Genomic DNA, 20,376 nt, shown 5'->3' with positions numbered 1-20,376 from the left:
CGCTCTACTTTTTTCAGGCCGCCTTAGTCGATTTCCGTTAAGCTGTTCGGCGGCCGTCTTACAACCCCCATGAAAAACCCCCAAGACCCCGCCGCCCCCCGCGCCCCTCGCGCGAAGGCGGCCGCCCCCGCCGGGCACGCCCTCTCCGCCGACGTAGTATACCGCCAGTTTGCTGACAACCCCGACAAGGTGCTAGGCTACCGGCAGCTCTCGCGCCGCCTCGGCATCACCACTAAAACCCAGCGCGACGACTTGTTCGGCATCTTGAAGGAGCTGCGCCAGCAGGGCCGCCTGGAGCACCTGCAAAACGACGATTACCGCCTGGCTAGCCCTACTGACCTGCAAGTGGCTGCCAGTGCCGCCAAGGGCCGCAAAAAGCCGAAAAAGGCCGAACCAGCCCCCACCATGCAGCCTGAAGACGAGTTCGGCCAGGACCCCATTGTGCACCGCCGCCGCTCGGCCGGCTTCGACCACGTGGGCGACGGTCCCACCCGGCCGCAGCGCGACAGCAATACCCTCATCGGCACGGTGTCGCTGGCCACGCCGCGCTTCGCCTTCGTGGTGCGTGAGGACGGCGAGGGCGACGACATCCGCGTCTTCACCGACCAGCTGCGCTACGCCTTGGACGGCGACTTGGTGCGGGTGCGCCTGCGCGGCGTCCGCGACGGCCGCGTAACCGGCGATGTGGTGGAGGTGCTCAAGCGGCAGCGCACCGAAGTGGTGGGCCGCCTGCAGGTGCACGGCTCCATTGGCTTCGTGAAGCCCGACAGCCGCAAGGCCTACTTCGACGTGATGGTGCCGCCCGACGGGCTGGCCGACTCGCGCAACGGCGACAAGGTGCTGGTGCGCATCACCGACTTTCCCGAGCACCAGGACCAGGGCCGCAACCCGGTGGGCACCATCGTGCGCAACTTCGGCGCGGCCGGCCAGAACGAGGCTGAGATAAACGCCATCATGGCCGAGTTCGGGCTGCCCTTCGAGTTTCCGGGCGGCGTAGAGGAGGAGGCCGAAGCCATTCCGCAGAAGATTAAGCGCGACGAAATCAAGAAGCGCCGTGACTTCCGTAAGGTCACGACCTTCACCATCGACCCCGACAACGCTAAGGATTTTGACGATGCCCTGAGCATCCGGCAGCTGGAGAACGGGCACTGGGAAATCGGCGTGCACATCGCCGACGTGACCCACTACGTGACCCTAGGCACCGAGCTGGAGCGCGAGGCCAAGCACCGCGCTACCTCGGTGTACCTCGTGGACCGCGTGATTCCGATGCTGCCCGAAAACCTCAGCAACGGCCTCTGCTCGCTGCGCCCCCACGAGGACAAGCTGACTTTCTCGGCCGTGTTTGAGCTGGACGAGAAGGGCAAGCTGCACGAGTCGTGGTTCGGCAAAACCATCATCCACTCCGACCGCCGCTTTACCTATGAGGAAGCGCAGACGCGCATCGAAACCAAGGAGGGCGATTACGCCGCCGAAATCAATACCCTCAACGGCATCGCCAAGCAGCTCTCGGCGCTGCGCTTCCGCAAGGGGGCCATCAGCTTTGAAACCCAGGAGGTGAAGTTCAAGCTCGACGAGCAGGGCAACCCCCTAGGCGTGTACGTGAAGGAGCGCAAGGACGCGCACAAGCTCATCGAGGAGTTCATGCTGCTCGCCAATAAGGGCGTGGCCGAGTACGTCTTCAACAAGAAGAAAACCAAGCCGCGCCTCACGATGGTGTACCGCACCCACGACGCGCCCGACCCCGACCGCCTTCAGAATTTCGCCCTCTTCGCCCAGAAGTTCGGCCACACCCTCAGTCTGAGCAACCCCAAAAAAGTCAGCACCGAGCTGAACAAGCTCAGCGAGGACGTGGTGGGCAAGCCCGAGCAGAACGTCATCCAGGGCCTGGCTATCCGGTCCATGTCGAAGGCTATTTACACTACCGAGCCCCTAGGCCACTTCGGACTGGCCTTCGCGCACTACTCACACTTCACCTCGCCCATCCGCCGCTACCCCGACATGATGGCCCACCGCCTGCTAGAACACTACCTGGAAGGCGGCAAGAACGTGGAAGCCGAGCCGGTGGAGGAGGAGTGCAAGCACTCGTCGCGCCGCGAGAAGCTGGCCGCCGATGCCGAGCGCGCCAGCATCAAGTACAAGCAGGTCGAGTACATCGGCAAGCACGTGGGCGAGCAGTTCCGCGGCGTGGTATCGGGCCTCACCGAGCGCGGCATCTACGTCGAGATTGAGGAAAACAAGTGTGAGGGCATGATACGCCTGAGCGAGCTGCCCGGCGACCAGTGGGAGCTGGACAAGGACAACTACCGCATCATAGGCCGCCGCAGCAAGCGCATCATCCAGTTCGGCGACGAGCTGCAGGTGGTCGTCACCTCGGCTAACCTCCTCGACCGCACCATCGACATGGATCTGGTCGATAACCGCCCCGACGCCGTGAAGCAGCGCGAGCGCGCCGAGCGCGAAGCCGGCCGTAGCGGCGGAGGAGGGCACCGGGGCGGTGGCAACCGGGGCGGCGGTGGTCGCAGTAGCGGCAAGGGTAGCGACGGCCGGCCCGGTGGCGGCGGCAAGCGGCGGCGATAAGGTCGCCCTCCGCGTGGGGCCTCACGGGACCCCTAGGGGGCCGGCCCCCTCTCCTTCAGGGAAGGGGAGCCAGACGATTGTTGAAACGGCTCTTAGTTCTGCTAGGGGCCGTTTGTTTTTGCGGTGAAAACCTAGCCACGCTGCCGTGGCTCCCCTTCTCTGAAGGAGAGGGGGCCGGCCCCCTAGGGGTCCCGTGAGGCCCCACGCGGAGGGCGACCCTAGCCACTCGCCCAATACCTTTGCCCCGTGCAAACCGACCTCCAAACTCTGCTTACCCAGGCCCTCGCTCAGCTCGACTACGGCCAGCAGCCCGCTACCCTCTACGACCCCATCCGCTACATCATGGGCCTAGGCGGCAAGCGCCTGCGCCCGCTGCTGACGCTGCTCGGCGGCCAACTCTTTACCGATGACCTAGGCCCGCTGGTGAAGCCCGCGCTGGCTACGGAGGTGTTCCACAACTTCACCCTCGTGCATGATGACCTAATGGACAACGCCCCGCTGCGGCGCGGCCAGCCTACCGTGCACGAGCGCTGGAATGCCAGCACCGCTATTCTCAGCGGCGACGTAATGCTGGTGCGCGCCTACGAGCTGCTATTTGAGCACGTGCCCCCGGCCCTGCTGCCCCAGGTGCTGCGCCGCTTTTCCCAGACCGCCGCCGAGGTCTGCGAGGGCCAGCAGTGGGACATGAACTTCGAGCAGGAAGCCACCGTCAGCATCGCGCAGTACCTGGACATGATTCGCCTGAAAACGGCCGTGCTGCTGGGCTTCGCCCTAGAGCTGGGTGCCGTGCTGGCCGGCGCCCCTGCCGCCGATGCCGAGCACCTGCGCCAGTTCGGAACCGACATCGGCCTGGCCTTCCAGCTGCGCGACGACCTGCTCGACGTGTATGGCGACGCGGCCACCTTTGGCAAGCGCGTAGGCGGCGACATCCTGGCCGATAAGAAAACCTACCTGCTGCTCACCGCCCAAGCCCAGGGCGGCCCCATCCAGCAAGCCACCCTGGGCCACTACCTCGGCCAACCCGTGACCGATGCCGAAGCCAAAATCCAGGCCGTGCGCGCCGTGTACGACGAGCTGCAAATCCGCCCTCAGACGGAGGCGCTCATCAACCAGTACTTCGAGGCCGGCCTGCTGCACCTGGAGCGCGTAGCCGTGCCCGCCGCCCGCAAGGAGTCGCTGCGCCGCCTGGCCCTGCAGCTGCTGGAGCGGGAGGTGTAGTACCAAGCATACCAGCACGTCATGCTGAGCCTGCTGAAGCATCTCTACCGAACGATACCCGAGCGGCGCGGTGGAGATGCTTCGGCAGGCTCAGCATGACGCTTTACTTTTTGTGTTAATCCATTCAACGACCCTAGCCCCATGCTTACCAATCCCCTGCTCATCCTCATCGGCCTCACGGTGCTGGTATCCGCCTACGCTTGGTCGAACGCCAAGCTGATGGACGATTGGATACTCGACCCCTACCGCATGGACGGCCGCCCCGGCCAGTGGTACCGCTTCCTCACCAGCGGCTTCCTGCACGCCGACTGGGGCCACTTGCTCTTCAATATGATTACCCTGTACTCGTTCGGCGGCATCGTGCTCAACAGCTTTGTCGAGTACCTAGGCCTTACGTCCGGCATCACGGCCTTTCTGGTGCTATACCTGGGCGGCATCGTCCTCTCCGACCTGCCTACCTGCTTTCGCCACCGCCATGACCCTGGCTACCGCAGTCTAGGCGCCTCAGGCGGGGTGGCGTCGGTGCTGTTCGCGGGCATCCTGTTCCAGCCCATCGGCAAGGTCTACATGATGTTCATCCCCATTGGCATCCCCGGCTTCATCTGGGGCGTGCTCTACCTACTTTACTCCTACTACATGGGCCGGCAGCGCCGCGACAACATCAATCACGACGCGCACTTCTACGGGGCGTTATTCGGGGTAGTAGTCACGCTGGCCTTGATACCGGGGGTAGGTACCAGTTTTGTGCAGCATATTCAGGATTATAAGTTATTTAATTGATTTTCAATATATTAAGTAGATAAATAGCCTAGTGGCGCATTTGTGCGTATAAGCTTTCTGTTCACTACACTTCTTTCACCTTATGCACCAACTCACCAACCTTGCTTCGCGGCTGACGATACCTGCGTTGCTCTCCTCTGTATTGCTGCTTGCCACCGGTTGCAGCCGCTACAACAACAATGGCTCCTTGAGCATCGCCGGAGTTATCTACCTTATCTTGGCTATCTACGCTGTTATCAGCTTGCTCAAGCAAGACTGGTCACTTGGCAAGAAGCTTATCTGGGGTATTGTAATCTGGTTCTTCCCCATTGGGGGCTCTATCATCTACCTGCTCTTTTCCGGTCGGGAAGGATAATAGTATTACGCCCTATGGGCCACAAAAAAGCCCCGAGCTACCACGTAGTAGCTCGGGGCTTTTTTGTAGCCAATGGGGCTCGGTAAAAAGCAGTTTATCGGTGGTTTTGCTTAACCTAGCTTACTTCTCTAGCCGCACGGCCTGTCGCAGCAGGGTACCCGTATTAGTTATGCGCTTCACCTGCCAGTGGCCATCGGGCTGGCGCTTAAGGGCAATATCAGCAACCAATGTTGTGTCAAATTGCGGCCGGGTAAATTCAACGCCTACGCGAGCTTCATCACCAGTAGTTGTTGTATACTTAATGCCTTTGAATGTGCTGCCTGGCCCTACTATACGTCCAATCAACCCTAAGAAAGAAACGTTTAGCAGACGTTTTGGAGCGTTAGCCGTGGCTGCTTCCACCGAGCCCGTTTCCACGAAGCGCTCTACCTCCGTGTGGGCTGCCTTGGCCAATTGGGGTTTCAGTAGCCCTAAGCCGCCTCGTAAGGCAAAACCTCCTCCCGGCACTAGCGCCCCTAAAATGCTGCCCTGGCTGGCTACGTCGTCTACCATTCCATTTGTCACCGACTCTACATCCACAAACCGGTCGAAAGTAGCTACATCATGCGTTTGGGTAGCGCGTGCAGCTTGCATAAGGGCAGCTATCGGTGTATCACGCAAGTAGCGGAAATAGTAGTAGCCTCCGGCTACTAGCACGAGTAGTAGAATGGAAATTAGTAAACGCTTCATAGAAATAAAGTCGAATTAGAAATCGCAGTTGGAGTGTTGCAAAGCTAAACCGGGCCGCACCTATGGCCAGTTGCTATTGCGTATAAGCACCATGCATACGTTATCCTTTGCCCTACCCCAAGTACATGGACATCGCGGCTGCCGTGGGCTATTTCCAGAGAATACGCTACCAGCCTTTCTGCATGCGTTGGCCCTAGGGGTCGATGCGCTAGAATTGGATGTAGTTATCTCGGCTGATAACCAAGTTGTGGTTGCCCACGAGCCTTGGCTATCGGCTCAGTTAGGGTTGTCACCAACTGGCCAGCCCATCACTGGCTCTAAGCGTGAATACAACCTCTACCAGATGTCTTACGATTTAATTCGCCAGTGCGAGGTAGGGCTATCTCCTCACCCCCTGTTCCCGACGCAGCAGTTGGTGCCTACCTATCGGCCACTGCTACGCGAAGTGCTGCTGGCTACCGAGGCTGCATGTCAGCAGCTTGGCCGCCCACCTGTGCGCTATTCCATTGAAATCAAGAGCACGCGCGCAACTGAGGAATTATATCACCCTAGCCCTACTGAGTTTGTAAGGCTAGTGCTCGGTGAGTGCCCCGCCGCAGTGCTTAGCCGCACTACGCTACTGAGCTTCGACTTCCGCATTTTACAAGAGGTGCGGCGCTGGCAGCCAAGCCTAGCGGTCTGCCTGCTTACGGAATCGTCTTTCGATTCAACTACAGTATTTCACGAGCTAGGTTTTGTACCCGAAGTATTTGGTCCCGATTATCAACTATTAAATCGCCAGCTAGCGCAGGATATGCAGAGTCGTTATCCAGTCCTTCAAATAGTTTGCTGGACTATAAATGAATATGCGGCAATGCTAGAAGCTAGTAAGTGGGGAATTTCTGGGATTACAACCGATTATCCAGATGTAGCACAGGCTGTATTAAAAAAAGCTGTATAGTAGCCGTTACACTAATCAAGTGTATCATTTAATATCTGTTTCTGATTGTTACAAAATACCATTTACATTACACTTTACACTATTTTACTTACACTTAATTTTTTGTATAGAGTAGGTTTGTAATGATACAGAATACATATTTGCATTGTAATTTGTAACACACTATCTGATGCCTCATCAAGGCGAAATATTGCAGGAAGCAATAAAAAACAGCGGTATATCCATCACTAGGATAGTGGAGGAGTTAGGCATTACACGTCCTACTATTTACCGTAAATTTAAAGACGATACACTTGACGTCAATTTTGTACAAGCCGTTGGTAAAATAATAGGGCACGACTTCTCGAATGACTTTACAATAATTCAGCAATCCACTTTACCGTTTGTAACAAACGTTACACGTAACGCTGTATCACAGCCTGTATCTGTCCGTGCCGCTAATAATTCTGCCGCAGAAATGGACGTTTCTAAGCAGCTTATGGCTCTTCAGACCAAGTATATTGCCTTATTAGAGGCCTACAACGAGCTTTTGCTCAAAGTCTACGGACCACGCTGACAAATATGTTTCACGTGAAACATATTTGTCACGCTTCAAACAAGGTTAATTGAAACAGAAACTGCCAGTTAAATAACCATATGTTGCCTATTTGTGAGTCGATTATATAAGTAGTTGTTGTCCCGGCTGAAAGTAGGCTTGATTAAATAGTTAGCCGGTTATTTATCAATCGTATTTGATACGGCATCAAGCAAGGCATATAACATTGCGCTTTGTAAATCCGAGTGGTAATCAGGTTAATGACAAGGATAGGGAATTGAATTAATTAGGTGTTGAGCGGATGACAAATAATATATTAAAACCATGCGGCTTTTGCTCATGCAGCTTACTTAGAATTCGCTCAACCAATCTGCACTGAGATAAACTGCATGAATGTGCATCACTCTGTTTTTGCTGCTGATAGACTAGCGCAGTAAAACGCTCTATTGGTACTGCGCTAACTACTAACATCCACCAGTGAGGCAAATGCATTAAGTTGCTCCAATAAATAAAATGTGCGGCCGCTTAGCCTAGGCTTTGCAAGCCAAAATAGGGCCTCAGCTAACTGCTACAGAAAAACGACTTCCGATACTACTTGAGTGCCAGCTTCTGCATTAAGTAAATCCAGCACGCGCGTTTTAGCCATCACTAGCTCGTGTTTTAAAGGAGCGGAAGTAAGGCGCACAAAGAGCTTGCCTTTGCTAACGTAAACCTCCTTAGTTTTGAGCGCAACGGCTTTGCCCATTACGCGTTCCCAACTAGCTACCAAGGATACTTCACTTAGTTTGCCACCCAAGCGGTACGCCCTCACTAATGCCTCTAGGCCCTCCTTTAGCGGAATAGTATCAGCTTGGCGGGCAGTGGGGGAGGGGCTAGGCTTTTTCACTTTATGGGGTAGAAAATCGCTGCCTGACTACTGCCAGGTAAGAGTTTCCTATGGTCAAAAATACGCCGGAAGAGGTACGACTAGCTGCCATCCGCAATAAGCGTAGCCCGGCCTTGCGTGATACGGAAGCGGCTAATCTCACCCGTGATGCCCGCTAGCGCAGCGTCGGTACGGGCTAGGTTGGTATCGGTGAGGAACACCTGGCCGAACGCATGGTTGGCTACTAGCTGTAGTAGCCGGGCAATGCGCTTATCATCGAGACGGTCAAAAATGTCATCTAGTAACAGCAGGGGTTTGGATGGTTTGGGTCCGGCCAAGCGCGCATCACGGTTAGTCAACAAATCGAACTGCGCCAGCTTGAGGGCAATGACAAACGACTTCTGTTGGCCTTGTGAACCATAGGTTTTAATGGGTAGCCCATTCATTAAAAAAACAAAATCGTCGCGGTGCGGCCCTACGGTGCTGCGTTGCAGCAGTTGGTCACGGCGCTCATTAGCTAGTAGCAGATGCCGAAAATTCTGGCCTGGTAGCTGGCTCTTATAGTCGATGGTTACTTGCTCGCGGCCATCAGCCAACTGGCTATAATGAGCCTGGAATGCGGGCAGGAACTGCGCCAGAAAATCGACGCGCTGCTGAGAGAGCTGCTCACCTAGGGGAGCCAACTGGTCATCGAGCGCCTGCAGGTATAAGGCGTCAAACCCGTGGGCGCCGTTGCTTTGCTTAAGCGTGGCGGTGCGCTGGCGCAGCAGGCTATTATACTGAATGAGCAACTCCAGAAAATCGTGGTCGAGCTGCGACTGTAGGCTATCGAAATAGCGGCGGCGCTCTTCGCTACCTTGGCGCACGAGGTCGGTATCGTAGGGGGAGATAAGTACAGCGGGGTAACGGCCAATGTGGTCGGCCAGGCGCTCGTATGGCTGCTTATCGTGGGTAATAGTCTTTTTCTGCCCGGCACGCAGGCTTACCTGAATGGTTTCGGACTTTTCGGCTTCGGGCGCGGAGAAGCTGCCTTTAACTACAAAGAAATCAGCGTCTTGCTTGATATTTTGCGCATCGGAGCTGCCAAATGCGCTTTTGCCAAGTGCTAAGTAGTGAATAGCATCCAGCAAATTCGTTTTGCCCGTGCCATTATCGCCGATAAAGCAGTTGATGCCGGAACCAAAAGTGAGGCTGGCCTCGTCGTAGTTTTTGAAAAACAGGAGGTGGAGCTGGTCGAGCGTCATGCAAGGGCAATGGGAGTACGGCCGGTAGTACGTAATTTCGCGCTCCCAACGCGAATTTATACTTTTCGAACAATGGCTGAGACGAAAACAAAGGGAGCTGCCAAAGCGGTGAGCAACACCAATGGCCAGGCAAAAAAAGCGGCCAAAGGCGCTACCCCGGTGGTAGTAGACGGAGCAACGGGCGTGGCTACCGTACAGCAGCCTCCGGTAGAGGTGATGCCCGACGCCCACGCGGGCGGTAACCCCGCGGGCGAGCCTAGGGCTACTTCACCTGAAAAGGCCGAGTTCTCGAAGGAAGTGTATATGCGCTGGTACGAGCAAATGCAGCTGATGCGGAAGTTCGAAGAGAAAGCTGGGCAGCTATACGGGCAGCAGAAAATTAAGGGCTTCTGCCACCTTTACATTGGCCAGGAGGCTTGCGTGGCGGGTGCTGTGTCGGCGCTAGAGCCCGGTGATAAATACATCACCGCTTACCGCGACCACGCCCACCCCCTAGCCCTGGGGACCTCGCCCAACGCCATTATGGCCGAGCTGTTTGCTAAGGCTACCGGCTGCTCGAAAGGCAAAGGCGGTTCGATGCACATGTTTGATAAGGAAGTGGGCTTTATGGGCGGCCACGGCATTGTGGGCGGCCAGATTCCGATGGGCGCGGGCATTGCCTTCGCCGAGAAGTATAACAAGACCGGTAAGCTCTGCATCTGCTACATGGGCGACGGCGCCGTGCGCCAGGGTGCCCTGCACGAGGCCTTCAACATGGCCATGCTGTGGAAGCTGCCCGTGATTTTTGTGGTGGAGAACAACGGCTACGCCATGGGCACCGCCGTAAGCCGCAGCTCGAACGTAGTGGAGCTGCACCAGATTGCCGAAGGCTACCTGATGCCCAACGAGCCGGTGAACGCCATGAATGTGGAGGACGTGCACCACGCCGTGGCCCGCGCTGCCGAGCGCGCCCGCGCCGGCGAAGGTCCCACCTTCCTCGAGTTTAAGACCTACCGCTACAAGGGCCACTCGATGAGCGACCCGGCCAAGTATCGCACCAAGGAGGAAGTGGAGGAATATCGCCACCGCGACACCATCGAGGCCGTGCGCCACACCATCCTCACCAACAACTTCGCCACCGAAGAAGAATTGGGTGCCATTGACGAGCGCATTAAGGCGCAGGTGCAGGAGTCGGTAGACTTCGCCGAGAACTCGCCCTTCCCCGACGCCGCCGAGCTGTACCACGACGTGTACGTGCAGAACGATTATCCCTATATCCACGACTAATTTTTAACTACTCCCTAGGGTATCCTGGCCGCCGCCGAGGCACCCTAGGTCCCGGTTCGCGCCGCCTCGGCTCTCTTCGTTATGTCGAAAATTCCTTATACCAATAAAACTCCCGGCGCCCGCCAGCCGGTGCGCCCTGTATCGGCCGACCCGCTGGCACCGGCCGAGGGCTTCCCCGCCGAAAACCCGCTGCTGGAAGACCCCGACGCGCTGGCCAACCGCTTGGCCGAGTCGGAGGATTTTGTGCGCCGCAACCGCACGTTGCTGCTGGGCGTGCTCGGGGCGGTGGTGGCCGTGGTAGTGGGCATCTTCGGCTACAACTACTGGCGCACCCAGCAGAACGAGCAGGGCCAGGCGGCCATGTTCCGGGCGGTGAGCTACTGGGCCGCCGACTCGCTGAATAAAGCCACCAAAGGCGACGGTAAGTACCCCGGCCTCGACAAAGTGGCCAGCGAATACAGCGGCACCAAGGCCGGCAACCTGGCCGACTTCTACGCCGGGGTGGCTGCCCTCAAGCTCGGCAAATACCAGCAGGCCTATGACTACCTGAACAAGTTCAGCTCGTCGGACTACCTGGTGCAGGCGCGCGCCTACGCCTTGATGGGCGACGCCCAGCTGGAGCTGAACAAGCCCAAGGAAGCCGCCGACCTGTACGAGAAAGCCGCCAGCCACAACGCCAACGAGTACTTCTCGCCTGGCTATTTGCTGAAAGAAGGCGTGGCTCTGGAAGCCGCTAACGACAAGGAAGGCGCCGGCAAGGTGTACGACCGCATCATCAACGACTACCAGAGCGCTCAGGAAGTAGCTGAGGCCCGGCAGCGCAAAGCCGCGCTGTAGCTACCCGGCGGCCCCTAGGGCATGCAACTGACAAAAAGCGGCGCTGGCCTTTTGGGCGGCGCCGCTTTGCTTATGGGGCACTGCTACGCCAGCGGGCAAGCACCTATTTTTGTTTTACTCATCGCAACCAAGCTTATGGCCACGGCCCTGCAAAACCTCAGTGCTTACGACAGCACCAACTTCATTGACATTAGCGAAAAGCGGTTTGGGCTGGTAGTGGCCGAGTGGAACCGCGAGCTGACTGATACGCTCAGCAACGGAGCCTACGAAACGCTGCTCAAGCACGGCGCCAAGCCCGAGAATGTGTTTCGCAATTCGGTGCCCGGCAGCTTCGAGCTGACCCTCGGTGCCCAGCTGCTGGCGCAGCACGAGGAGATAGACGCCGTTATTTGCCTGGGCGTAGTTATTAAGGGCGATACTAAGCACGACGACTACATCTGCCACGCCGTGGCGCAGGGTCTCACCACGGTGGGGCTGAAATACAACAAGCCGGTCATTTTTGGCTTGGTCACCACCAACACCCTGGAGCAAGCCTGGGACCGCGCCGGCGGCCGGCACGGCAACAAGGGCACCGAGGCCGCGGTGGCCGCCATCCAGATGCTGGGCTTTTGAGGGGCCTAGGGCCTGCTGCGTGGAAAAGGCAGAAAAAGCCTACCTTTGCTAAGACTGCAGGCCTAGAGGCCAGTGGTCAAACTTTTTGTTTCACCGGAGCGTTGCAACCCACGCTGCCAACCGGCAACCCTATTCAAAAAACTATTACTTCTCCTTTCGATGACTGAGGAAAACCTCCGCTACTCGCGGGAAGACTTGGCTGAGTTTGACCAGATTATCCAGGAAAAGCTCACCGCCGCCCGCAAAGAACTATCCTTTATTCGGGAAACGCTGACCCGCAATAACGAGTCGGGCACTGATACCACGGCGGCTTCGTTGAAAGTGTTGGAAGACGGCGCCGAAACTGCTGAAAAAGAGAGCCTTAATCAGTTAGCTTCGCGGCAGATGAAGTTCATTCAGCAGCTGGAAAACGCCCAGCTCCGCATCAAGAACGGTACCTACGGCGTGTGCATCGGCACGGGCAAGCTCATTCCGAAGGAGCGCCTGCGCGCGGTGCCGCACACCCAGCACTCAATTGAGGCCAAGCTGGCCCGGCGCGACTAAGCCGTTCTGCCTATTTATGGCCCGGACTCCAGCAGGCGCAGTAGTCGCCTGGCGTAGGAGTCCGGGCTTTGTATTGCATTCCATTACCTAGCGCCGATAGGCAGCCAATTCGTTAACCCCAGTAAGTAATATGGGCAAGCAGCATTCTTCCGCCAACGACAAGCCGAGCCGCCGCCCCTCGGGGGGCCGCCCCGGCGCCGACCGCACCGAGCGTAGCTACGGCAACCGCCCCAGTGCCGGCGGCTATGGCAACCGCAGCGAGCGGCCCGAGCGCGGCGGCCGCGGCGACAATAGCCGCGAAGGTTACTCGGCGGCTCGCCCGGCATTTGGGCAGGGTGGCGGCCGGCCCGGTGGCGCGGGTAGCAGCCGCCCCGGTGGCTACGGCAGCGATACCCGCCGCAGCTTTGGCGGGGGCGAGCGACCCAGTGGCAAGGGCGGTGATACCCGCCGCAGTTTTGGTGGAAGCGAGCGCCCGAGCGGTGGTAGCTTCCGCGAGGAGCGCGGCGAGCGCCCCGCCGCGGGGCCGCGCCCCAGCTACGGCGACCGGCCGGCCTACAACGAGCGGCGCGATGACCGGCCGCGCCGCGCAAAAGGCGAGCGCCCTTCCTTTGACCGGGAGGAGCGGCCCAAGAAAGCCATCTGGCAGGGGCAGCCGGTGCGCTACGAGGGCAAGCCCACCGTGCCCCGCGGCCAACCCGGCGAGCGCAGCCGCAAGTTCATCAAGAAAGACCCTACTGCCCCGGCGGGCGAAAATACCCCGTCAACCAACCCCGCCAGCGAGCAAGCACGCCCGGCCTACCAGGGCCGCGACGAGCGCCGCGCCTGGCAAGAGCGCGGCGCTGACAAGCCCGCTGGCTACGGCAACCGGGAGGGTGGCAACCGCGAAAATAGCTTTGGCGGTGACCGCGCCGACCGCCGCCCCGCGGGCAGCCGCGAAGGCGGCGGCAGCTACGGCCGCGAGGAGCGCCGCCCCACGGGCGACCGCCGCGAAGGCGGCTACGACAAGCCGCGCACTACCGGTAGCTATGAGCGCCGGCCCACTGGCGGCGCTGACAGCCGCCGCGAAGGTGGCTACGACAAGCCGCGCAGCGCGGGTGAGCGCCCTAGCGCCGGCGGCTCGTTCCGCGAGCGGCGCGATGCCATGCGCGACCAGGTACGCGGCGGGCGGGCTTCGGGCACCAGCTACGGGCGCGGCGAAGGAACGGGCCAGGCCCCGGACTACAAGAACCTGAAGCACTACGAAGACGACAAGAACCGCGGCAACAAGCGCCGCCGCGACGAGGAGGACTTTGGCACCGAGGAGATGCGCCTAAACCGCTATATCGCTAATGCGGGTATCTGCTCGCGCCGCGAAGCTGACGCGCTGATTGCGGCCGGCGAAATCCGGGTGAATGGCGAGGTGGTAACCGAGATGGGCTACAAAGTGCAGCCCAGCGATACGGTGCAGTACGGCAAAACCAACCTTAACCGCGAGAAGCTGGTGTACGTGCTGCTTAATAAGCCCAAGGACTTCATTACGACCACCGACGACCCCGAGGGCCGCAAAACGGTGATGGACCTAGTAGCCAACGCCTCCAAGGAGCGCATCTTCCCGGTGGGGCGCCTCGACCGCAATACCACGGGCCTGCTGCTGTTCACCAACGACGGCGAGGTAGCGCAGAAGCTCTCGCACCCCTCGCACAAAAACAAGAAGATTTACCAAGTGGAGCTTAGTAAGCCGCTGACGGCCGAGCACCTGCGTGAAATCAGCACCGGGGTAGAGCTGGAAGATGGCAAGGCTGAGGTAGACGACGTGGCCGTGGTAGCTGGCAACCCGCACTTTGTGGGCGTGGAGCTGCACATCGGGCGCAACCGCATTGTGCGCCGCATTTTTGAGCACCTGGGCTACGAAGTGGTTGCCCTCGACCGGGTGCAGTACGCCGGCATCACCAAGAAGGACCTGCCCCGCGGCAAGTGGCGCTTCCTGAGCGAGCAGGAAGTTATTCGCCTGAAGTACTTTATGTAGTGTCAACTTGTTAGTTCCAGCCCGAACGTCATGCTGAGCTTGCCGAAGCATCTCTACCAAACGATGCCCTAGGGCATCGTTTGGTAGAGATGCTTCGGCAAGCTCAGCATGACGTTCGGGTTAGGGCTACCTCGCGGCGAATGGCAAGCAGCTTAATCATCGACCTCGGCAACACGGCGCTGAAGTACGGCCTGTTTGCCGACGGGCGGCTGCGCGAGCACGGTATCCTGCACGAGCCGGCGCGGCTGCTGGCACTCTGGCAGCAGCACCAGCCCGCCCAGGCTATTTTGGCTTCGGTGGCGGCCGAGGCAGTTACCCAGCCCTGGCTGGCGGCTTTGGCCGCGGCGGGGGCCCTAGGGCAGGTGCTGCCCCTACGGCCGGGCTTTACGCCGGTGCCTATTCGCAACGCCTACGCCACGCCGCACACCCTAGGGCCCGACCGGCTGGCGGGCGTAGTGGGCGCGGCGGGCTTGCGGCCGGGCCGCGATACGCTGGTGGTAGACGCCGGCACGGCCCTGAAGCTGGACTTAGTAACTGCCGACGGCACCTACCACGGCGGCAGCATTGCGCCGGGCCTGCGCATGCGACTGCAGGCCCTGCACACGTTTACGGGCCGGCTGCCGTTGCTAGACCTGCCCCCCGCTGCCGAGGCCGTGCAACTAATTGGCGACTCTACGGCCTCTGCTATGCACAGCGGGGTGCTGCGCGGGGCCGCCGCCGAGGTAGTGGGCCTGCTGGCCACCTACGAGCGCCACTACCCTGACCTGGGCGTAGTGCTCACGGGCGGCGATGCCCCGTACCTGCAGGCGGCTTTGGAGGCCGCCAGCGGGCGTATCTTTGTGGTGCCAGAACTGGTGCTGCTAGGCCTGGAAATGATTTTGCGCTATAATGTCAATTTTTAAGCAAGTATCCGGCACGCTGATTGGGGCAGCCTTAGTGGCCGCGGGGCCCGCCCTGGCCCAAAGCCAGGGGCAGGCTAACTCGCCGTATTCGCGCCTAGGCCTGGGCGACTACCAAGGCAACATGGGTGGCGTGCGCCAGCTGGGCATGGGCGGCACCGGCATTGCCGCCCCCAATACCGGCAACGTGAACGAGCTGAACCCGGCCCTGCTCACCTACACCTCCCGCACCACCTGGGAGGCCGCCTTCAACGGGGAAGTGAAAAGCAACCGCACCGCCACGGCTTTCCACCGCAGCGGCAGCGGCAGCCTAGGCTACCTGGCCCTGGCCGTGCCCCTCAACCGCCGCTGGGCGGGCGCCCTCGGCCTGAAGCCTTTTAGCTCGGTATCCTACGACGCCACCACTACGGGCGCCGTCAACGGCGACCCCACGGCTACGGCCTTCAAGCAGTACCACGGCACGGGTGGCTTGTCGGAAGCGTACCTGGCTTCAGGCCTGCACGTGCTGCGCGACCTGAACTTGGGCGGCAGCGTTTCCTACCTGTTCGGCACCATCAACCAAACGGTGGGCACGGCCATTAGCACGCCCTCGCTGGCGGCGCGCCAGCTGGTGGTAGATGAGGAGCAGCTGCGCTACTCCGACTTTCTGTTTCGGGCGGCGGCGCACTACCGCCACAAGGTAACCAAGGACCTGAACCTAAACCTGGGCGCCGTTTATAGTTTCCCCACTAACCTGCGCGCCACCCGCACCCGCACCGAAGACCAGCGCGACGCCAACGGCTCGCTCATCAGCGGCTCGCTCGTGCAGCTTTCCGATGAGGTGGGCAAAACCTACGTGCCGGCCCAAAGCCAGGCGGGCCTCTCCATCGACAACTCGCGCAACTGGTCGGTTAGCGTCGATGGGTCGTACCAGCAGTGGTCGCAATTTCGGCCCTACAGCCAAATTTCTACTGCCCCGCTCACCAACACCTGGCGCGGCGCGGCGGGCGGCGAGTTTACCCCCGACCCCGGCTCGGTAGACCATTATTTCCAGCGCGTCACCTACCGCCTGGGGCTGAGCCTGGCCCAGCTGCCTTACGCCCCGCAGGGCGAAAACCTCTACGACCGGGCCGTGTACTGGGGCTTTGGCTTTCCGCTGCCCACCGGCACGCCCCTCGAATCGACCACCATTAGCCTGGGGTTTGCCCTAGGGCAGCGCGGCAACACCAACTACGTGGTGGGCAACACCTCGGGCAGCAACGTGCGCGAAACCTACCTGCGCATGCAGCTGGCCGCCACGCTGGGCAACCGCTGGTTTATCAAGCGGCGCCTGCAGTAGCATGGCTAGGGCAGGCGCACTAGGGGGCCTGGGGGCGGCCGGGCTGCTGGCACTGCTGGCCGGCTGCCAGCCCGAGGCGGAAGCCCCCAAGCTGCCCGAATACAAGGGGCCACTGCTGCAAACTGAGAACGTTATTACGCTGATAAGCGACTCGGCGCGGCCCCACATTCGGCTGACCGGCCCGCTGAAGCAGCAGTACGAGAGCGGCGACGTGCTATATCCGAAAGGGGCCCGCGTGCTATTCTACGATAAGACGGGCAAGCTGCTTATCAATACGATAGATGCTAACTGGGCGAAGCGCGATAACGCCCGGCAACTCTATGTTTTGCGCGGCAACGTGCGCGTAGCCAACGTGCCCCAGCAGCAGAAGCTGAACACCGAGGAGCTGTTTTACGACCAAAGCAAGCAGTTGATTTATACCGACCGCAAGATCTTTGTGCGGGTAGAAACACCCACGGAGGTGCTCACCGGCTACGGCCTGACGGCCAACCAGGACTTCTCGCGCTACAGCATCTACAAGCCCCTCGGCACCTTCACGCTCGAAGAGGCCCGCGCCCAAGGCAAATAAGGCCGCCGTGCAGCGAAGCCACCCCAACGTGCTACTTTGGGTGGCTACTTGGCTTCTTCTGCTTTATGTCCCGTTCTGTACTGCTTCTGCTGGCTGGCGGCCTGCTGCCTCTGGCCGCCCCGGCCCAAACTGCCGCACCCGCCGTAACTGCCGCATTGCCGGCCGCCGGGCCCCTAGGCCCCCTCACGGTCGAAAAGATAATGCGCGAGCCCGCCGACTGGATGGGCGGCCTGCCCTCGGAGGCGTACTGGAGCGAGGACGGCAAGCGCATCTACTTCCAGTGGAACCCCGACCGGGCCCGCCATGACTCGCTCTACGAAACCACGCCCGTCGGTGGCACCCCGCGCAAGGTGCCGCTGGCTGCCCAGCGCCAATTGCCGCCGCAGCGCGGCGAGTACGACCAGCGCTACACCCGCAAGGTGTACGAGCTGAACGGCGACATCTACCTGCTCGACCTGAAGACCGGCCGCACCCGGCGCGTGACCAACACGGCCGAGCGCGAAACCAACCCTGGCTTCACCCTGGGCGAGCGGGTCGTCAGCTACACCCGCGCCGGCAACCTCTTCACCTGGGACCCGGCCACCGGCGAGACGGTGCAGCGCACCGACTTCCGCACCGGGCCGCCCCCGCCCAAGGCTGCGGCCAACCCGCAGCAACGCTACCTGCGGCAGGAGCAGCTGGCGCTGTTTGAGGTGATTCGGGCCCGCGACCAGGACCGCCACGCCCGCGAGCGCCAGCAGAAAGCCCTGACCCGGCTGCAGCCCAAGGTGATTTACCTAGGGTCGCAAACCGTTGAAAACCTGCAGCTCTCGCCCGATGGCCGCTTCGTAACCTACACGCTGGTGCAGCCCAGTACCGACAAGGTGGCCATCGTGCCGAGCTTCGTCACGGCCTCGGGCTTTACGGAGGACCTGAACACCCGCAGCAAGGTGGGCGCCGCCCAGCGGGCCTACGAGCTAGGCATCTACGACGTGGGGCGCGATACCACCTTCGTGCTGGGCTACAAGGATTTGCAGGGCCTGGACGAGCAGCCTGCCTACCGCCAGGAGTACGCCCTGAAGGCCAAGGCCCCCGTGCCCGCCGCCGCCGACAAAACGACCCCTAGGGCCCCCGATGCGCCCAAAGCCAAGCCCGCCACCGAGCTGCGCCACGTGCAGCCCTTCGGCCCCTACTGGAGCCCCGACGGCCAGCACGCGCTGCTGGTAGTGCGCGCCGCCGACAACAAAGACCGCTGGCTGCTGGCCCTGGACCCCGAAACCCAAAAAATAAAGCTGCTCGACCGCCAGCACGACGACGCCTGGATTGGCGGGCCGGGCCTAGGCTACGGGGGTGGCAACGTGGGCTGGCTGCCCGACAACCGCCGCGTGTGGTTCCAGAGCGAGAAAACCGGCTACTCACACCTCTACACCGTGGACGTGACCACCGGCCAGCAGCAAGCCCTGACCAGCGGCAACTTCGAGGTGCAGCAGGTGCAGCTGGCGCGCGACCAGAAAACCTGGTACCTGACGGCCAATAAAAACCACCCCGGCGAGCAGCAGTTTTACCGCCTGCCGGTGGGGGGTGGGCCGCTGGTGCAGCTCACCACGCGGCCGGGCGGCTACGAGGTCAGCGTCTCGCCCGACGAGAAAACCCTGCTGCTGCGCTACAGCTACGCCAACCAGCCCTGGGAGCTGTTTGTGCAGCCCAACCGGCCGGGTGCGCCCATGCGCCAGCTCACGCACTCCACCACCGCCGAGTTTGCCAGCTACCCCTGGCGCGACCCCGAACTCATCAGCTTCCCGGCCCGCGACGGGGCGCCGGTGTACGCCCGCCTCTACCGCCCGGCCAAGCCCGACCCCACCCGGCCGGCCGTGATATTCGTGCACGGCGCGGGCTACCTCCAAAACGCCCACAAGTGGTGGAGCAGCTACCAGCACGAGTACATGTTCAACAACCTGCTGGCCGACCGCGGCTATACGGTGCTGGATATCGACTACCGCGGCTCGGCGGGCTACGGGCGGGCCTGGCGCACGGGCATCTACCGCTACATGGGCGGCAAGGACCTGACCGACCAAGTGGACGGCGCCAAGCTGCTGGTGGACAAATACGGCGTGGATGCGCGCCGCGTGGGCCTCTACGGCGGCTCCTACGGCGGCTTTATTACCCTGATGGGCCTGTTCACGCAGCCCGAGGTATTCCGGGCCGGGGCCGCTTTGCGGGCCGTCACCGACTGGGCGCACTACAACCACGGCTACACCGACAACATCCTCAACGAGCCCTACGCCGACAGCGTGGCCTACGCCCGCTCGTCGCCCATTAACTACGCGGCGGGGCTGCGCGGGGCGCTGCTCATGTGCCACGGCATGGTCGATACCAACGTGCACTTCCAGGACATCGTGCGCCTGAGCCAGCGCCTCATCGAGCTGCATAAAGACAACTGGGAGCTGGCCGTGTACCCGGTGGAGGACCACGGCTTCGTGGAGGCCTCGTCGTGGACTGACGAGTACAAGCGCGTGCTCAAGCTCTTTGAAACCAACCTGCGCGCCCCCAGTGTTGCCCCGGCTACCGGCGGCGGCAGCGGCGGGGTAGGGGGGCAGTAACTTTGTGCTAGCGTTTTAGAGCATTAAGCAAAAAGAACGTCATGCTGAGCTTGCCGAAGCATCTCTACCGCGCAGCATTGTTCGGTAGAGATGCTTCGGCAAGCTCAGCATGACGTTCTTGGCATTCTGGCTCACTTTTAGTTAACCCATATGAAATTCGATAAATCCTTGGCGCGCACGGTGCTGATGGCCCTAGGGGTGGTCTCGTTCGTGATTGGCGTGTACCAGACCGTCTTGCAGAAAGACCTGGGGCGCAATTATTGGATTTTTATGGTGTCGCTGGCTTGCTGGCTGCCCCTCAACTACTGGCGCCAGCAGGATGCGCGCCGCGCCAAGGAAGCGGAAGTAGCGCAGCAAGTAGCCGAGCTGAACCGCCCCAAGAAGCAAAAGAAAAAGGGCGCCCGCCGCTAGCAGGGCCCTTTTGGCAGCGGCGGCCCTAGGCCCAGCTTGAAAGTTTGGCCGGGCGGTGGTTATTTTGCGCCTCATTTGGCTACGGCCCACGGAAT

The 20,376-nt window shown here is 60.6% G+C and carries 19 protein-coding genes; 16 read left to right on the top strand and 3 right to left on the bottom strand.

The genetic code is table 11. From position 1 onward, the window contains the following. The first annotated feature begins 69 nt into the window (after positions 1-69). From rnr to HHL22_RS16950, 4 genes are all read left to right on the top strand, one after another. On the top strand, positions 70-2,577 hold the full coding sequence (gene rnr / locus HHL22_RS16965; RefSeq protein WP_169532606.1) for a ribonuclease R: 2,508 nt from the start codon (positions 70-72) through the stop codon (positions 2,575-2,577). Positions 2,578-2,823: 246 nt separating this feature from the next. Further along, positions 2,824-3,795 (top strand): polyprenyl synthetase family protein, encoded by a 972-nt coding sequence (locus HHL22_RS16960; RefSeq protein ID WP_317172684.1) that lies wholly within the window; start codon positions 2,824-2,826, stop codon positions 3,793-3,795. 141 nt (positions 3,796-3,936) lie between these two features. Next, positions 3,937-4,575 carry a rhomboid family intramembrane serine protease gene (locus tag HHL22_RS16955; RefSeq protein ID WP_169532605.1) on the top strand — a complete coding sequence of 213 codons (639 nt, stop codon included), beginning with the start codon at positions 3,937-3,939 and terminating at the stop codon, positions 4,573-4,575. Positions 4,576-4,657: 82 nt separating this feature from the next. Beyond that, positions 4,658-4,930 carry a PLD nuclease N-terminal domain-containing protein gene (locus HHL22_RS16950; protein WP_169532604.1) on the top strand — a complete coding sequence of 91 codons (273 nt, stop codon included), beginning with the start codon at positions 4,658-4,660 and terminating at the stop codon, positions 4,928-4,930. Positions 4,931-5,050: 120 nt separating this feature from the next. On the opposite strand, the gene HHL22_RS16945 is transcribed toward HHL22_RS16950, so the two are convergent. Next, a complete protein-coding gene (locus tag HHL22_RS16945; protein WP_169532603.1) occupies positions 5,051-5,659 on the bottom strand; it encodes a hypothetical protein in 609 nt (202 codons plus the stop codon). A gap of 91 nt (positions 5,660-5,750) precedes the next feature. On the opposite strand from HHL22_RS16945, the gene HHL22_RS16940 reads away from it, so the two are divergent. Together HHL22_RS16940 and HHL22_RS16935 are read left to right on the top strand one after the other, a co-directional pair. After that, positions 5,751-6,599: a glycerophosphodiester phosphodiesterase family protein gene (locus HHL22_RS16940; RefSeq protein WP_169532602.1), complete on the top strand. Its 849-nt coding sequence runs from the start codon at positions 5,751-5,753 to the stop codon at positions 6,597-6,599. A gap of 169 nt (positions 6,600-6,768) precedes the next feature. Then, positions 6,769-7,155 (top strand): helix-turn-helix domain-containing protein, encoded by a 387-nt coding sequence (locus HHL22_RS16935; protein WP_169532601.1) that lies wholly within the window; start codon positions 6,769-6,771, stop codon positions 7,153-7,155. 547 nt (positions 7,156-7,702) lie between these two features. Here HHL22_RS16935 and HHL22_RS16930 read toward each other — a convergent pair. Both HHL22_RS16930 and recF read right to left on the bottom strand, forming a co-directional pair. Beyond that, a complete protein-coding gene (locus HHL22_RS16930; protein ID WP_169532600.1) occupies positions 7,703-8,020 on the bottom strand; it encodes a DUF721 domain-containing protein in 318 nt (105 codons plus the stop codon). Positions 8,021-8,100: 80 nt separating this feature from the next. Further along, positions 8,101-9,243, bottom strand: coding sequence for a DNA replication/repair protein RecF (gene recF, locus HHL22_RS16925; protein WP_169532599.1), 1,143 nt, complete (start codon positions 9,241-9,243; stop codon positions 8,101-8,103). 303 nt (positions 9,244-9,546) lie between these two features. Between recF and pdhA the strand changes: the two genes are divergently transcribed. From pdhA to HHL22_RS16875, 10 genes are all read left to right on the top strand, one after another. Beyond that, positions 9,547-10,509 carry a pyruvate dehydrogenase (acetyl-transferring) E1 component subunit alpha gene (pdhA, locus tag HHL22_RS16920; protein ID WP_241738206.1) on the top strand — a complete coding sequence of 321 codons (963 nt, stop codon included), beginning with the start codon at positions 9,547-9,549 and terminating at the stop codon, positions 10,507-10,509. 81 nt (positions 10,510-10,590) lie between these two features. After that, complete coding sequence (locus tag HHL22_RS16915; protein ID WP_241738165.1) at positions 10,591-11,346, top strand: tetratricopeptide repeat protein; 756 nt, start codon at positions 10,591-10,593, stop codon at positions 11,344-11,346. A 135-nt stretch (positions 11,347-11,481) separates the two neighbouring features. After that, complete coding sequence (ribH, locus tag HHL22_RS16910) at positions 11,482-11,958, top strand: 6,7-dimethyl-8-ribityllumazine synthase (protein WP_169532597.1); 477 nt, start codon at positions 11,482-11,484, stop codon at positions 11,956-11,958. Positions 11,959-12,117: 159 nt separating this feature from the next. After that, on the top strand, positions 12,118-12,501 hold the full coding sequence (locus HHL22_RS16905; RefSeq protein WP_169532596.1) for a TraR/DksA family transcriptional regulator: 384 nt from the start codon (positions 12,118-12,120) through the stop codon (positions 12,499-12,501). Between the two features lie 130 nt (positions 12,502-12,631). After that, the gene (locus HHL22_RS16900; RefSeq protein WP_169532595.1) at positions 12,632-14,506 is read left to right on the top strand and encodes a pseudouridine synthase; all 1,875 of its coding nucleotides are present in this window, start codon (positions 12,632-12,634) and stop codon (positions 14,504-14,506) included. 140 nt (positions 14,507-14,646) lie between these two features. Further along, positions 14,647-15,408 (top strand): type III pantothenate kinase, encoded by a 762-nt coding sequence (locus HHL22_RS16895; protein ID WP_169532594.1) that lies wholly within the window; start codon positions 14,647-14,649, stop codon positions 15,406-15,408. Further along, complete coding sequence (locus tag HHL22_RS16890) at positions 15,395-16,723, top strand: hypothetical protein (protein WP_169532593.1); 1,329 nt, start codon at positions 15,395-15,397, stop codon at positions 16,721-16,723. Before HHL22_RS16895 ends, HHL22_RS16890 begins: the two co-directional genes overlap by 14 nt. 1 nt (position 16,724) lies before the next feature. Next, entirely contained in the window at positions 16,725-17,291 is a 567-nt protein-coding gene (lptC, locus tag HHL22_RS16885) for an LPS export ABC transporter periplasmic protein LptC (RefSeq protein WP_169532592.1), read from the top strand. Between the two features lie 65 nt (positions 17,292-17,356). Continuing rightward, complete coding sequence (locus tag HHL22_RS16880) at positions 17,357-19,870, top strand: S9 family peptidase (protein ID WP_169532591.1); 2,514 nt, start codon at positions 17,357-17,359, stop codon at positions 19,868-19,870. Between the two features lie 150 nt (positions 19,871-20,020). After that, positions 20,021-20,281: a hypothetical protein gene (locus HHL22_RS16875; protein ID WP_169532590.1), complete on the top strand. Its 261-nt coding sequence runs from the start codon at positions 20,021-20,023 to the stop codon at positions 20,279-20,281. Positions 20,282-20,376 lie beyond the last annotated feature (95 nt).

The organism is Hymenobacter polaris (assembly GCF_012927305.1).
GTDB classification, from domain to species: Bacteria; Bacteroidota; Bacteroidia; order Cytophagales; family Hymenobacteraceae; genus Hymenobacter; species Hymenobacter polaris.
The sequence above is the reverse complement of the archived record's forward strand: the minus strand, read 5'-3'. Positions and strand labels throughout refer to the sequence as shown.

Bases quoted from the DNA above. Each gene is read 5' to 3' on its own strand.
- ribH (WP_169532597.1), top strand. From the start codon at position 11,482: ATGGCCACGGCCCTGCAAAACCTCAGTGCTTACGACAGCACCAACTTC.
- HHL22_RS16900 (WP_169532595.1), top strand. From the start codon at position 12,632: ATGGGCAAGCAGCATTCTTCCGCCAACGACAAGCCGAGCCGCCGCCCC.
- pdhA (WP_241738206.1), top strand. From the start codon at position 9,547: ATGCGCTGGTACGAGCAAATGCAGCTGATGCGGAAGTTCGAAGAGAAA.
- rnr (WP_169532606.1), top strand. From the start codon at position 70: ATGAAAAACCCCCAAGACCCCGCCGCCCCCCGCGCCCCTCGCGCGAAG.
- HHL22_RS16950 (WP_169532604.1), top strand. From the start codon at position 4,658: ATGCACCAACTCACCAACCTTGCTTCGCGGCTGACGATACCTGCGTTG.
- lptC (WP_169532592.1), top strand. From the start codon at position 16,725: ATGGCTAGGGCAGGCGCACTAGGGGGCCTGGGGGCGGCCGGGCTGCTG.
- recF (WP_169532599.1), bottom strand. From the start codon at position 9,243: ATGACGCTCGACCAGCTCCACCTCCTGTTTTTCAAAAACTACGACGAG.
- HHL22_RS16875 (WP_169532590.1), top strand. From the start codon at position 20,021: ATGAAATTCGATAAATCCTTGGCGCGCACGGTGCTGATGGCCCTAGGG.
- HHL22_RS16905 (WP_169532596.1), top strand. From the start codon at position 12,118: ATGACTGAGGAAAACCTCCGCTACTCGCGGGAAGACTTGGCTGAGTTT.
- HHL22_RS16890 (WP_169532593.1), top strand. From the start codon at position 15,395: ATGTCAATTTTTAAGCAAGTATCCGGCACGCTGATTGGGGCAGCCTTA.
- HHL22_RS16915 (WP_241738165.1), top strand. From the start codon at position 10,591: ATGTCGAAAATTCCTTATACCAATAAAACTCCCGGCGCCCGCCAGCCG.
- HHL22_RS16880 (WP_169532591.1), top strand. From the start codon at position 17,357: ATGTCCCGTTCTGTACTGCTTCTGCTGGCTGGCGGCCTGCTGCCTCTG.
- HHL22_RS16940 (WP_169532602.1), top strand. From the start codon at position 5,751: ATGCATACGTTATCCTTTGCCCTACCCCAAGTACATGGACATCGCGGC.
- HHL22_RS16945 (WP_169532603.1), bottom strand. From the start codon at position 5,659: ATGAAGCGTTTACTAATTTCCATTCTACTACTCGTGCTAGTAGCCGGA.
- HHL22_RS16955 (WP_169532605.1), top strand. From the start codon at position 3,937: ATGCTTACCAATCCCCTGCTCATCCTCATCGGCCTCACGGTGCTGGTA.
- HHL22_RS16935 (WP_169532601.1), top strand. From the start codon at position 6,769: ATGCCTCATCAAGGCGAAATATTGCAGGAAGCAATAAAAAACAGCGGT.
- HHL22_RS16895 (WP_169532594.1), top strand. From the start codon at position 14,647: ATGGCAAGCAGCTTAATCATCGACCTCGGCAACACGGCGCTGAAGTAC.